General features: G+C 66.5%; 13 protein-coding genes. 7 read left to right on the top strand and 6 right to left on the bottom strand.

Annotated features, from left to right (window positions below; translation table 11 throughout):
• Window positions 1-10: 10 nt before the first annotated feature.
• Window positions 11-247 (bottom strand): hypothetical protein, encoded by a 237-nt coding sequence (locus AB0O97_RS11805; RefSeq protein WP_363882727.1) that lies wholly within the window; start codon window positions 245-247, stop codon window positions 11-13.
• Between the two features lie 158 nt (window positions 248-405).
• On the opposite strand from AB0O97_RS11805, the gene AB0O97_RS11800 reads away from it, so the two are divergent.
• The 3 genes from AB0O97_RS11800 to AB0O97_RS11790 are packed head-to-tail and all read left to right on the top strand — an operon-like array spanning window position 406 to window position 5,186.
• Complete coding sequence (locus AB0O97_RS11800; RefSeq protein WP_363882724.1) at window positions 406-3,330, top strand: AAA family ATPase; 2,925 nt, start codon at window positions 406-408, stop codon at window positions 3,328-3,330.
• A gap of 52 nt (window positions 3,331-3,382) precedes the next feature.
• Window positions 3,383-4,381: a hypothetical protein gene (locus AB0O97_RS11795; RefSeq protein ID WP_363882721.1), complete on the top strand. Its 999-nt coding sequence runs from the start codon at window positions 3,383-3,385 to the stop codon at window positions 4,379-4,381.
• A 13-nt stretch (window positions 4,382-4,394) separates the two neighbouring features.
• The gene (locus tag AB0O97_RS11790; protein ID WP_363882718.1) at window positions 4,395-5,186 is read left to right on the top strand and encodes an isocitrate lyase/phosphoenolpyruvate mutase family protein; all 792 of its coding nucleotides are present in this window, start codon (window positions 4,395-4,397) and stop codon (window positions 5,184-5,186) included.
• 7 nt (window positions 5,187-5,193) lie between these two features.
• Here the strand turns inward: AB0O97_RS11790 and AB0O97_RS11785 are convergent, their stop codons facing one another.
• The 4 genes from AB0O97_RS11785 to AB0O97_RS11770 form a co-directional block, all read right to left on the bottom strand.
• On the bottom strand, window positions 5,194-5,655 hold the full coding sequence (locus AB0O97_RS11785) for a DUF3817 domain-containing protein (RefSeq protein WP_363840300.1): 462 nt from the start codon (window positions 5,653-5,655) through the stop codon (window positions 5,194-5,196).
• A gap of 62 nt (window positions 5,656-5,717) precedes the next feature.
• Window positions 5,718-6,671 carry an oxygenase MpaB family protein gene (locus AB0O97_RS11780; RefSeq protein WP_363882717.1) on the bottom strand — a complete coding sequence of 318 codons (954 nt, stop codon included), beginning with the start codon at window positions 6,669-6,671 and terminating at the stop codon, window positions 5,718-5,720.
• 36 nt (window positions 6,672-6,707) lie between these two features.
• Entirely contained in the window at window positions 6,708-7,364 is a 657-nt protein-coding gene (locus AB0O97_RS11775; RefSeq protein ID WP_363840306.1) for a response regulator transcription factor, read from the bottom strand.
• On the bottom strand, window positions 7,355-9,346 hold the full coding sequence (locus AB0O97_RS11770; RefSeq protein ID WP_363882714.1) for a histidine kinase: 1,992 nt from the start codon (window positions 9,344-9,346) through the stop codon (window positions 7,355-7,357). Before AB0O97_RS11770 ends, AB0O97_RS11775 begins: the two co-directional genes overlap by 10 nt.
• 151 nt (window positions 9,347-9,497) lie before the next feature.
• Between AB0O97_RS11770 and AB0O97_RS11765 the strand changes: the two genes are divergently transcribed.
• From AB0O97_RS11765 to AB0O97_RS11750, 4 genes are all read left to right on the top strand, one after another.
• On the top strand, window positions 9,498-10,229 hold the full coding sequence (locus AB0O97_RS11765) for a hypothetical protein (protein WP_363882711.1): 732 nt from the start codon (window positions 9,498-9,500) through the stop codon (window positions 10,227-10,229).
• A gap of 90 nt (window positions 10,230-10,319) precedes the next feature.
• Window positions 10,320-10,484: a hypothetical protein gene (locus tag AB0O97_RS11760; RefSeq protein WP_363882708.1), complete on the top strand. Its 165-nt coding sequence runs from the start codon at window positions 10,320-10,322 to the stop codon at window positions 10,482-10,484.
• 87 nt (window positions 10,485-10,571) lie between these two features.
• Window positions 10,572-11,501 carry a nucleotide disphospho-sugar-binding domain-containing protein gene (locus tag AB0O97_RS11755; protein ID WP_363882706.1) on the top strand — a complete coding sequence of 310 codons (930 nt, stop codon included), beginning with the start codon at window positions 10,572-10,574 and terminating at the stop codon, window positions 11,499-11,501.
• 34 nt (window positions 11,502-11,535) lie between these two features.
• The gene (locus AB0O97_RS11750) at window positions 11,536-12,000 is read left to right on the top strand and encodes an SRPBCC family protein (protein WP_363840320.1); all 465 of its coding nucleotides are present in this window, start codon (window positions 11,536-11,538) and stop codon (window positions 11,998-12,000) included.
• Here the strand turns inward: AB0O97_RS11750 and AB0O97_RS11745 are convergent.
• Entirely contained in the window at window positions 11,967-12,164 is a 198-nt protein-coding gene (locus tag AB0O97_RS11745; RefSeq protein WP_363840323.1) for a hypothetical protein, read from the bottom strand. The two genes, AB0O97_RS11750 and AB0O97_RS11745, sit on opposite strands and share 34 nt — an antisense overlap.
• Between the last annotated feature and the right edge of the window lie 33 nt (window positions 12,165-12,197).

Genomic DNA, 12,197 nt, shown 5'->3' with positions numbered 1-12,197 from the left:
GGGTTGCTTGCTATTGCTCCGGCACCCAGGACGGGGCAGGCACTCCGCCCCCTGTGAGACTGTCGCAGTGGACAAGCTGCTGGTCAATCCGTTGTAGCGGACATTGCGAGAACACCTGCTGCGTGTTGTTGAGCGGGGTGCCGTCTGGATCCAGCCGGGCCGAGGCCGGTGCCGCCATGGCGGTGGCGAGCAGTAGTGCTGCAACGGCTGCTCCGGCCCATCGGCGCCCCTGATGCGATTTGTTCATGATGCTGCCTCCTTGGCGGGGTATTTCTCGTACTTCAACAGTGCCCCGCGGAGTGCTCGCCCTGCATCCGGGGAGACCCCTGAGAAAGCCCATTTCTATCCTCAGATTTTCCGGACACCAGGGCGTGCTTCGTGGGAAAATGAGGCGTGGAGGGAATCGTGGGAACAGCCGGGGCCGGGCTCGTCGGGCGGGCGAGGGAACAGGCTGCCCTCAAGACGTTTCTCGACGCTGCGGCCGCCGGATCTGCCGGAAGCCTTGTCATCTCCGGTGACGCCGGCGTGGGCAAGACCGCCCTGGTGCAACGAGCCTGCCGCGCCGCCGGCTCGGCACCGTGGATCTTCTCAGGTGCCGCCTTGCCCCTGGCCTCCATGACGGTGCCCTTCCTGGCGCTGCGGGCTGCATTCCGGAACGCGCCGCAGGTTGACGGAGTGGAACACCCCACGGACATCATTTCCAGCCAGGCCCACCCGGACGCCCCCGTCATCATTGACGCGTGGCTGGATCAGCTGTGTCCCCTCCGTCCCGTGGTGCTTGTCATCGACGACCTCCACTGGGCGGACCTCAGCACCCTGGATGTGCTGATGTACCTGATCGCCGGCCCACCCGACAGGCGCCTGGCCCTCATTGCCACCCTACGGAGCGGCGAGTCTGGTGTGGGGAACCGTTTGCTGCGCTGGCTCGCTGACATCCGCCGCCTGCCGCGCGTGGATTGGATGGCGCTGGGCCCCCTGGACCGGCTCAACACCGGGTTCCAGTTGGCGGGCCTGATGGGTGGCGCCCCGCACCAAAGCCTGGTCCAGGACGTCTTCAACCACACGGGCGGAAACGCGTATCTCAACCGGTTGGTTGTTGCCGATGTGCGCACCGGCTCACGCCATCTGCCCAGCGCACTGCCTGCAGACTTGAAGGTCGCTGTGCTGCGTTCGTGGGTGGCACTGTCCCCCGGTGCCCAGACGCTGACCCAGCTCATTGCTGTGGGCGGGCGCCCCATCGGGGCACAGGATCTGGCGGCCCTGATGCCTGCCGTGGACCCTGCTGCAATGCTGTCCGGCGGAGCGTTGAAGCTCCTGCACGAAAGCGCCGCGGCTGGCATCTTGGATTGCGGCCCCGACGCCACCCTTTGGTGGTTTCACCATCCAATGATTGCCGAAGCTCTCCTGCAGGAACTGGATGGTGATCAGCGCCGGCGCTGGCATGCGGCGTTTGCCCAACACTACGAGGACCAGCTGGCCGGGCTGGCACATCCGAACTTCCAGTCGCTGGCAGCCTTGGCCGACCACCACTACGCAGCAGGCCACGCCGAAGACGCGTTCTATGCGGCGTTGCGCGCCTCGGCTGCCGCCGGAAAAGTTGGCGGAGCGGCTGAAATGCTGCGCCTTCTCCGCCGCGCCCTCGACTTGCGTAGCAGCGTTCCAGAAGCGCAGGAGAGTTTTGCTGATCTGTGGTCACGGCTGCGCTCCGCGGCCGAAGAAACCGGCTCTCTGGAGGAGGAACTTGAAGCGGTGGAGGCTCTTCTTGCCCTGCCCGACGGCGGTTCCGGGCCTTTGGCCGAGGCTGAACTTTTGGTGCGCCGCAGCCTCCTGCGCTTTTCAACAGGCAAGGCCTTTCTCCCCGTGGAGGATGCACGCAGGGCAGTGCTGCTGGCTGCCGTCGAGCCCGACAGTTGGCAGCACGGGCTGGCGCTTGCCGAGTTCGCCCATTCCGGTCTGTGGCATGACGATCCCGAGGCTGCAGCCTGCGCCGGGCAGGCGCTCGCCATAGCCGCGGCCGCCGGGAATCAGCGCGCATTGAGCTACGCATTGACGGCGAACGCCATGGCCGCGGTTTTTGCGGACCGGGCCCCGGAAGCCATCGATTTTGCGGCGGGGGGCCTGCAGGCAGCTGTGCAGGCCCGCGACTTCTGGGCCTTCGTCCATGCCACCATGTGGCTGGCCAACGCCACAGACTGCTGGTCAAGCGTGGCGTTTGCCGAGCTCATGCGCACCGGGCGTCAGCAACTTCTCGATCTTGGCGCCCCGCACACCTATGTCGCCAAACTGGCCGCCAACGAGGCCGGCAGCTATTTGGCTGTTGGGCGCTGGCGTGACTGCGCCACAGCGCTCCGCCTTGCACTGGGCAGCGACCCCGGGGTCATGGCCGACGTCGATACCCGCCTCGTGGCGGCCAGGCTCGCAGCCTGGCAAGGCAGACAGGATGAGGCGGAGGCGCACCTGGCCCGCGCGGAAGAACTGTACGCCGCCAACGTGGCATTCCTGAACCTGAGTTTTGACGCCGTCCGTGCCGAGGTACTCCTTGCCGGAGGGAACCAGGCTGCCGCCTATGCGGCAGCCATGAAAGGGGCCTGCACAGACGGCGCGCCGCCAACCATGTGTGAGTGGTTGATCCCGTTGGCCGCCCGGGCCCTCGCCGACAGGATCGGGCTGGCCCAGGACGCCGGGAATCCCACCGCGGAGCTGTTTGCCCTGCTCGAGGACCTGAAGACGCGGTTCCCACAGGTCGTTTCCGACGAGGGCTACAACTCACCCCTGTACCGGGCGCAGCTGGCCGCTTTCAACCACTTGTACGCTGCGGAAGTCGGACGTGCGAGGGCAGAGCCCGGCAACGCCGTCCAGTGGGCCGCGGCCGCCGACGCCTTCCACTCGGTCTCGTTCCTCTGGGAGGAAGCCTATTGCTGCTGGCAGGCCGCGGAATCCATGCTGCTGCGTAGCCACACCCAGCGCACAGCTGCCGCCCTGTGGCTGCGCCGCGGGCTTGAGCTGGCCGAAGGGCTGCAGGCCCTTCCACTCAAGGACCAGCTCGAGAAACTGGCCGCCAGCGCCCGCATCGACACGAGTCATCCGGAGGATGCTGTGCGGTCTCTTTACGAAGTGCTGCCCGGATTGACGCCCCGGGAACGAGAGATTCTTGACCATGTGGTCGCCGGGCGCACCTATGGCGAGATTGCCCGGTCCCTGGTTGTCAGCGAGAAGACCGTCAGCTCACATATCTCAAACATGCTGCGCAAAACCGGGGCCACCAACCGCATGGACCTGTCCCGCCTGGCCACCCGCCCCGCCAGCGGGAAGCCGCGACGGTCCGGCTGACAGGGTGGCGGGCTGGGCGGCGACGGCACGGTTGCGGGATAGGATTTCGTGCATGGAGACAACCCGCACAGCACGGCTGCACCTTGAACTGGACCTCGAATTCACCGACGCCGGGGCGGTACAGGACCATGCCCGCTCATGGGCGAAAGAGAACGCCGGCGACAATCCGGAAACACAGGCCGCCATGTTGGAGCAAGCCGGTGAAGCACCCGACGCCGCACTCATGATGCTGGTGGAGCCCTCCGACGTGGTCGGCGGCATTCCGGGTGTCATGGCGGTGGGCGCCACCATGTGGGTGGAGGGTCCGGAAGGCGATGCCGGCGACGACTTGGGCGCGGAGGACTTTGCTGCGGACAACGACACTGAGGACCAGGAGGATGCCGGGACGGATGCCCTGGCGTCCGGCGAGGGGCTGGACAGTGAGGAAGACTGGCTGGAGAAAATTTTTGCCGATGCCGACAAGCTGCCGGGCCTGAATCTGGAACGGCTGGGGTATGACGCGGACGAGGGCGATCCCGATGCCCGCGCCAATTCACTGTATGGGGCCACGATGCTCCGTGGTGCCATCCACTGGGCCTACGAGTCGTTGATCGATGAACTCTTTGACGACATTTCAGTGCTCCGCGAGGCACCCGACGCCATCGATGAGACCATGCAACTGAGCAGCCTGCCTCCCTTGCACAGTGCCAGTTACGGGCCACTGTTCGCACAAAGGTTCCTGGCCGTGGCACTCGATTTGGGCACCGCCTTCGCTTCCTCCTTCACCGCGCCGAGCTGTGTGGCGCAGGAGCTTGCGCTCCGGCTGGTCCTGGACGGCGTGGAAATTCTGCCAGAGCTGCTCCCGTCTCTGGAGCTGCCCGAGGACTGGCGCGGTTCCCTGGAAGATTCCCTCTTTGAGGATCTGGATCACGAATTCCTGTACGACCCCGCCATGGACGGGATCAGCAGCAACCCGGACTACGCCCAGCTCAGGATCGTCAACCTCGACTTTTCACAGTGGTTCACGCCGTTCGCCGGCAGGACAGTGAACCCCTACGCCGCCAACGAATAAGACAGGAATGATCATGGCCACGTTTCGGGAACTTCATCACGGCACTGCCCCGCTGGTGCTGCCCAATGCCTGGGACGTGGGCTCCGCCCTGGCCTTCGCAGCTGCGGGCTACCCGGCGGTGGGCACGACCAGTTTCGGCATTGCCGCCAGCGCAGGAATGCCCGACGGCGGCCGCTCCAGCAGGCTGGCCACCCTCACCCTGGTTGCCCAACTGAGCCACATGGACGTCCACGTCACCGCCGACATTGAGGACGGATACTCCGATGACCCGGCCGACGTCGCTGACCTTGTTGCCGAGCTGGCATCCTTGGGTGTTTCCGGGATCAACCTGGAAGACAGCACCGACGGGCACCTGGTGGATCCGGCTGCCGCCGCCGCCAAGATCAGCACCGTGAAACACCGCAACCCGGGCATCTTCATCAATGCGCGCGTGGACAACTTCTGGGTCTCCGAACAGGCCACGGTTGACCAGGTCCTGTCCCGCGCCCGCCACTACGAAGTGGCCGGGGCAGACGGGATTTTCGTACCCGGACTCGCCCGTCCGGAAGACATCCGGGCCGTCACCGCCGGAACCAGCCTGCCGGTGAATGTGTTGGCGCACCCCACACTCACGGTGGCCGAGCTCGGAGCGTTGGGTGTCCGGCGCATCAGCTCCGGATCCCTGCCGTACCGCCGGGCAGTGGACGCCGCCGTCGAAGCTGTCAATGCGCTGCGCGACGGTTCGCCACTGCCGCCGGCCACCCCCTATTGGGACCTGCAGGCACGGCTCGTGGGGTTCCGCCAGAACCCGGCCGAAACCGACTAAAGAAAAGTTACGCGCGGCCGCCGGGAGGGCCAACGAACATCATGGTGGCCATGATCCCGCCAACAAACACCACAAACAGCACGCTCAACAGCACCGGGCGGTTCAGCATCCAGCGCAGCACCACCTGGATCCAGTGACCGTCGCCCGGGTGACTGGTCGCGGAGGTGCGCCAGCCGCCGTCGAGCCTGCCCTGCTTTTCCAGCCGCCTGTCAAAGGGGATGGTCAGGTACGGGACAAACGCTGTCAGCGCCGCACCCACGATCAGCCGGGGGCGCCAGCGCTGGTTCAGCCCCACCAAAACGGCCGTGGTCACGTAGGCGATGAACACCAAGCCGTGCGCAAAACCGCCCACCGTGACGGGCCAGTCCCCCACCTTCAGCGCGTACTTCATGATCATTCCGGCAATCAGCAGCGTCCAGGTGACGGCCTCGGCGATGGACAATGCGCGGTAAAAAGTGCGGGGTGTCATGGGCTGGGTGCAGTCCTTGGCTAGTTGGTGACAGAGAGTCGGCAAAAGGCGCCGTGAATATCCTAGCCGCGCTTGCTGGGAGCCGCCTCCACTCCCAGCCGCATCCGGCGCGCACGGGCCGCGGCCTCACTGGGTCCCGGAGATCCCAAACTCCAGCGCACGACGCCGAGCACGGCTTTCGTGGGCACCGTCACCGGCAGCGGCACCGGGCCAAGGGACGGCGCCGCAAGCCGGAGCAGTTCCCGGTAGTCCGGTGGCAGGGACGCCACCGCGGCGGAGAAGAGCACCTTGTACCCGGCCTGCTGCGAGCGCGGCAGCGGCGGGTCCTTGATGAAGGCGATGGTTTCGGCCACGCGCTCGTCGTGGCGCAGCTCGGGGAGGAAGGCGGCCAGCTGTGCCTTCAGTTCGGCCACCGTGGTGGGCGGGTGCTCCACGCGCATGAGCGCCCCGGCCACGGCCCAGTCGGCAACATAGGCGTCGGCCCCGCCCGGGATGGATGAGCCGTAGGCCTGGTGCGTGCCCAGGAATGCCTGGGTGAAGGCAAGGTGGACCCAGCGCAGCAGGTCCGGATCATTGGCAGTGTAGGGGCGCTCCGCACCGGCGTTGGTGGTGTAGCTCCCGCGGATGTATTCGTGGATGCGCAGCACCTTCTCCGAGGCCGCCCGGGCAGCGGCGGTGTCGCCGTAACTGACGGTGAAGATCCAGCGGATGGTCCCGGCCAGCCGCCCCAGCGGGTCAGCACGGTAGTTGGAATGGTCATGGACCCCTGCGAGCGCACCCGGGTGCAGCGCCTGGATGAGCAGCGACTGGATCCCGGCCACGAGCGTCGTCATGGAGCCGTGCACCGCCCAGGCCGCCGATCCGGGCCCAAAGTACCCTCCGTCGTCGCCCTTTTCCAGGTCAAGCTCCCACTGCGGGACGGTGGGCGAATTGTTGCTGAACGTCCCGCGCAACTCCCTACGCCAGCGGCCCACCGTGCTGTCCAAGATGTTCTCCATGTTTCCAGTCTGTCCCATGCAGGCAGTCTGTCCTATGTAGCCAGCCTGCCACGCTCAGGCGTGGTCGGCACCATGGGTGTCCAGGTAAGCGATGACGGCAAGGACGCGGCGGTGGTCGTCGGCACCCAGCGGCAGTTCCAACTTGGCCAGGATGTTGCCGACGTGGGTTTCAACGGTTCGCGGCGTCAGCCACATCCTGTGCGCTATCCCCGTGTTGGTGAGGCCTTCCGCCATGAGGGCAATCACCTGGTGTTCCCGAGGCGTGAGCTGGGCCAGCCTGCTGTCTGCCCGGCGGGCGCCCAGCAGCCGGGCAACCACTTCCGGGTCGAGTGCGGAGCCGCCGGCGCGGACTCGTTCCAGGACGTCAAGGAACTCATCAATGTCAAGGACCCTGTCCTTGAGCAGGTAAGCGAAGCTCCCCGCCCCCACCAGTTCTGCCGACAGGCGCGCCTGGACGTGTTGGGACAACAGCACAAGGCCCATGTGTGGGAACTCAACCCGAGCGGTGACCGCCAGACGGGCGCCGTCGTCGGAGCAGTCCGGCGGCATCCGGATGTCGAGGATGGCCAGGTCCGGGGCATGGGCGCGGATGGCAGCAAGGGCGGCGACGGCGTCGGGCACGGCAGCGACAATGTCGTGGCCCGCGTCCGCCAACAGCCGGGCGAGTCCGTCCCGGAAAAGCGCCGAATCCTCGGCAATGACTAAACGCATGGCAGTTGCGCCTCCACCAGTGTGCCGCGGCCAGCCGGGCTGACCACCCGCAGGCTGCCGCCCTGCGCCGCCACCCTGTCCATCAGTCCTGCCAGTCCCCCGCCGATGCGTGCGACGGCGCCCCCGCCTCCGTTGTCGCGCACACCGATGCGGATCATGCCCCCGCCGTGCTCCAGACGGACGGCAATCCTGCTGGCCTCGGCATATTTTGCGGCGTTGGCCACGGCTTCGCTGGCAACAAAGTACGCGGTGGTGCCCACCATCTCTGGAATGACGTCCGCCGGGTTCCCGGCCGGTCGGAGTTCGAGGTCTACGCGGAAGGGTGCTGTGTGGCACAGCTGTTCCAAGGCTGCAGGAAGGCCGGCGTCCAAGCTGCCGGGGCGGATCCCGTGGGCCAGTTGGCGGATCTCCGCCACCACCGTGCCCAATTCCGCCACTGCCGCATCCATGACACCTCGTAATTGCTGATTGCCGGCCCCAAGATGGCGCTGGGCCAGGCGCAGCGACATGCCTAGGGTCACGAGCCGCTGCTGGGCGCCGTCATGCAGGTCGCGCTCCAGCCGCTGGCGCTCCACGTAGCCCGCTGCCAGGATCCGGGCCCGGCTGGCTTCGACCTCGGCCAAGGCCATGGACAGCTCCAGACGCAGCCGCACCAGCTCCATGGGCCTGGCAAGCGCAGCCATGACCTCCTTGTCAGGCGCTCGCAGATACCCCACTTCGGGAACCTGCCCCAAAAATCCCACGGCCCGGCCCGCCACCACAACGGCCATTGCTGAGGGGTCCGGCATCATGGCCCCACCCCTGGCATTGACCACCTCGCCAGTGCCAGGGAGCACATGGCCAATCTCCAAGCGCGGCTCCGACAGGACGGCCCGCAGCCTCGCTTCCAGGTCTTCGGGGCGGGCCCGTCCGGCATACACGTCTCGCTCAAGGCCGGCAACAGACTCCATGATCAGCCACCGTTTGGGGAAAAGCCGCCTGTCCACCCATCGCACCAGCATCTTGTGCACCGGCAGCAGCACCAGCACCATGACAGCAGTGGCAGCTGCCGTGGCCGCGGTAGATTCCTGCCCCAGTGCCGCACCGGCCCAGCCTCCAATGGCCGCCAGCGCCGCCAGTGCGACGGCACCGAGTCCAGTCCCAACAAGCCCTGCAGCAAGCACCCGGTCAACGTCAAAAAGTTCGGCACGCAGCACGGCGACAACCACCAGCGCGGGAAGGAGCAGGTAGATCAGCCACAGCCCCACCACCACAACATCCGAGGAACCGCCCAGCAGATAACCGGCCCAACACAGCAACAAGGTGGCCGGAACCAGCACCCCCGCGGCGGCCAGCCACCGCATCTGCTCCCTCTGCGCCGCGGGTGCGCGGCCGAACCTGACGGCAAATCGAACCACGCTGGCCAACAGGGACGCGAAAAAGAGCGGCAGCAACGCCACGGCCGCCACATCCGCCCCCGGCACGAGTGCCGCATCCCGGCTCACCCCGGGAAGTGGCGAAACCACGGGGCCCAGCGCCGCCAGCACGGCAAACAGGAGCACTATGCCCGGCAGGGCTGCCGCCAGGACCAGGTCAATGCGGTGGGTGGGGGCACCGCCGGGAAACACCAGCAGCAGCCAGGCCCACGGAAGGTAGTACAGCATCCAGCTTCCCTGGACGGCTGCGACGGCGATGCCGCTGATGGGAAGGCTGCCGGTGCCTGCAGCCTGCAGGACCTGGGCAGCCTGCAGGTAGTTGTCAATGCCAGCCAGCAGCAGGGCGACCATCCCGGCGAGTGCCAGAAGCAGCCCGGTCCGGTTGTTCGGGCGCAGCCACAGCAGCACCACACCCAGCACTAGGGACGGTAGACCGGCAGCCGCGGAGAGGGCAGGCCACAGTTCCGGCGGCCGGCCCGTTGCCAATGCAGGCAGCAAAAATCCCATGGCTGCCACCCCGAGGGAAACCACCACGATGCCCACTGGTTCAGCCCGCAGCCGCCGCATATTTCAGTGTATTCCCGCACCCGTCCCGCCGTCTTCAGTACTGCCACGGAGACATTGTCCGGTGCCAGCCACCTACTGCACTGCCGCCCGCCGGACCACGCTTAAGGCACCGGTCAAAGTGGCCGGCACCCACGATTGGCAGGAGCCCGCCATGAGCCGCACTCAAGCATTGAACACCACCCAGACTGCTGTACCGCCGGTCCGGGACCTGCGCCGGTTCTGGCGCATCGGCGCCGCGGTGCTGATCCCGCTGGGCCCGCTGGGCGTCACGATCGGGCGGGGCATCATGCCGTACTGGACGGACCAGTCACCGGAGACCATCGTGGACAACGTTTTGGCCAGCCCCGGCGCCATGGCCGTGCTGAACTGGATGGGGTTGCTCCTGATGCCGGCGCTGCTGTTGGGCGCCCTGGCCATGGGATTCGTTGCCCGCCGCAGCGCCCCCGTCCTGGCAACGCTGGGGTCAGGCCTATTGTTCGTGTCCTGGGTGGGCACCACCAACACCGCCAGCACCGACTATCTGACAAACCTGCTGGGCAACAACGGCTTTGACGCGGCAGCCATTGTGCACATCAATGCGCTGATCATTGACGACCCCGTCAACGCCGCCGCCGGCATCTTCTGGCTGTTCGGCCACCTCGCGGGCATGATCATCCTGGCGGTGGCCCTGGGCAAGGCAAAAGTGGTGAAGCCTTGGGTCTGGATCGCGCTCATAGCCTCCCAGCCCGTGCACTTCATCGCCGCCGTCGTCATCCCCAGCCGGCTGCTGGACCTGACCCTCGGATGGGGCCTGACCACCCTGTGCTCACTGCTGGTCGCCGCCGCGGTCCTGAAAATGTCCGACGACGAATGGGACCTTGCGCCGCTTGCCCGCCGCCGCTGAACCTCATGACAAACCTGCGGGAAGGGATCACAATGAAGGTGAGGCCGCGCGGCGCCCAGTTGCCGCCCGGCACGAGGGAAGGCACGCATCATGAACAACTCAACAATCCCCGTCGCCCCACAGACAACACCGGCCGAGCGCGAGGCGGGCAACCCCCGCGAACACAGCGAAACGGCGGCCGAAGGCAGGGACGGACTGGACCTGCCGGAGATCCGGATGCACTCGCAGGCAGCGGCCGAGGGGCCCGACGAGTAGCCGGCCCGGCCCTTCAGAAGCCAGCCGGAACCAAGCCCATGCGCGTCATGGTGGCAGTCATGCCCTTTTGCCGGGCACCTCGCCTCGGTGCTGCCGATAGTCGCCGCCCTCGTGCGAGCCGGGCACGAGGTCCGGGTCTATACGGGCAAGGCGTATCAGGACGGGGTGCACCCCGCAGTGGCTATCTGGCTGGGGTGGGAGCACGCCCTCGACTTTGACGAATTCAACCTAGCCGCCACCTTTCCGGCCTCAGCGGGGAGCAAAGGCCCGCGGTCCCTACACGCTGTTGACCCGCCCGCTCCACAGTTCCTACAACCAAACCAGGCACGACGCCGGCCTGCCGCCCTCACGCATCCGGCTCGACACGGCCTGGTTCTCACCGGCACCGATCTGTGTCCTTGGCACTCCGGAAATGGATTATCCCCGGCCGGAGTGCCCGGCGCACATCCGTTATGTGGAGATAGTGCACAAGACCACCGTGGAGAACTGGGACCCACCGCCGTGGTGGGACGCGGTGCTGACTGCCCCGCGGCCGCTGGTCCACATCACCCAGGGGACGCTAAACGTTGGCCCAGCCGAGCTGATCCGGCCAGCCTTGGCCGCCCTGGCCCCCTGGACGTGCAGGCTGTGGCCGTCACGGGCAGGGCGGGCCATACCGATGTGGGCCTGCCGTTGGCCGGCAACGCCCATGTAACGGACTTGATTCCCTATGAAGCTCTGCTCCCGCACGTTTCCCTCATGATCACCAACGGCGGCTGGGGCGGGGTGCTGGCCGCCCTCTCTCACGGCGTCCCGCTGATCGTTACCGGACGGGACATTGACAAGCCGGAGATTGCAGCCCGGGTGGCCTATTCCGGGGCTGGCATCGATTTGCGCACCGGCACGCCCACGGTGGCCCGACTTGCCCGCGCCATTGCCGCGATCATGGCCGATCCGCGGCATGCTGCCCGGGCCGCCGAGCTTGCGACCTTAGCTCAATGCCTTGTCGGCGCCGAACGAAATTGTGCGGCTCCTTGAAGACTTGGTGCGTGCTGAGGCATAGGCTGTCCCCATGTCCACTTTTAGTGTTTCCCGCAGCGCCTTCATCCCCGCCCCGGCAGCAGACATCTACCCGCACGTCATCGGATTCAGAGGGTGGCGCAATTGGTCGCCGTGGGAGGCAATAGACCCGTCCATGCAACGGACGTATTCCGGTCCTGTGGAGGGCGTGGGAGCCAAATATGCGTGGAAGGGCAACGGCAAAGCAGGCGCCGGCACCATGGAGATTGTTGAAGCGGTGCAGCCCTCCCGGATTGCGATTCGGCTGGAATTTACCAAGCCCATGAAAGCGGTCAACCCCACCACGTTCACCTTTGCCCCCGACGGTCACGGAACCACCGTCGTCTGGACCATGACGGGTGAAAACAAAGGCTTTGGGCGGGTGTTTGCCTTGTTCATGAATATGGACAAGCTGGTGGGCGGTGACTTTGAAAAGGGTCTGGCTCATCTGGCTGCCGTGGTGGCTGCTGAACGCTGACCGTCCCGCACTGCTATGCGCCCGGCAATATGAGCGGCGTCCCGCCCCACACCGCCCAACAGAGTGGACGTCAACCCGAACTGGAATGGCAGTCCAACAATGAACAAGCCGGGAACCTCTGGAACTTCCCCGCGCACGGTGACGGGCCAGCCCCTGCTGTCCACGGGAATACCCCTACCCGGCAGACCGCCACGTGG

Origin of the sequence: Specibacter sp. NPDC078692 (assembly GCF_040686835.1) — a bacterium.
Lineage (GTDB): Bacteria > Actinomycetota > Actinomycetes > Actinomycetales > Micrococcaceae > Specibacter.
This window is presented reverse-complemented; position numbering and strand designations above follow the sequence as displayed.

What these genes read in the sequence shown, in the direction of transcription:
- AB0O97_RS11805 (WP_363882727.1), bottom strand. Translation starts at nt 247, where the DNA reads ATGAACAAATCGCATCAGGGGCGCCGATGGGCCGGAGCAGCCGTTGCA.
- AB0O97_RS11795 (WP_363882721.1), top strand. Translation starts at nt 3,383, where the DNA reads ATGGAGACAACCCGCACAGCACGGCTGCACCTTGAACTGGACCTCGAA.
- AB0O97_RS11790 (WP_363882718.1), top strand. Translation starts at nt 4,395, where the DNA reads ATGGCCACGTTTCGGGAACTTCATCACGGCACTGCCCCGCTGGTGCTG.
- AB0O97_RS11785 (WP_363840300.1), bottom strand. Translation starts at nt 5,655, where the DNA reads ATGACACCCCGCACTTTTTACCGCGCATTGTCCATCGCCGAGGCCGTC.
- AB0O97_RS11780 (WP_363882717.1), bottom strand. Translation starts at nt 6,671, where the DNA reads ATGGGACAGACTGGAAACATGGAGAACATCTTGGACAGCACGGTGGGC.
- AB0O97_RS11775 (WP_363840306.1), bottom strand. Translation starts at nt 7,364, where the DNA reads ATGCGTTTAGTCATTGCCGAGGATTCGGCGCTTTTCCGGGACGGACTC.
- AB0O97_RS11770 (WP_363882714.1), bottom strand. Translation starts at nt 9,346, where the DNA reads ATGCGGCGGCTGCGGGCTGAACCAGTGGGCATCGTGGTGGTTTCCCTC.
- AB0O97_RS11765 (WP_363882711.1), top strand. Translation starts at nt 9,498, where the DNA reads ATGAGCCGCACTCAAGCATTGAACACCACCCAGACTGCTGTACCGCCG.
- AB0O97_RS11760 (WP_363882708.1), top strand. Translation starts at nt 10,320, where the DNA reads ATGAACAACTCAACAATCCCCGTCGCCCCACAGACAACACCGGCCGAG.
- AB0O97_RS11750 (WP_363840320.1), top strand. Translation starts at nt 11,536, where the DNA reads ATGTCCACTTTTAGTGTTTCCCGCAGCGCCTTCATCCCCGCCCCGGCA.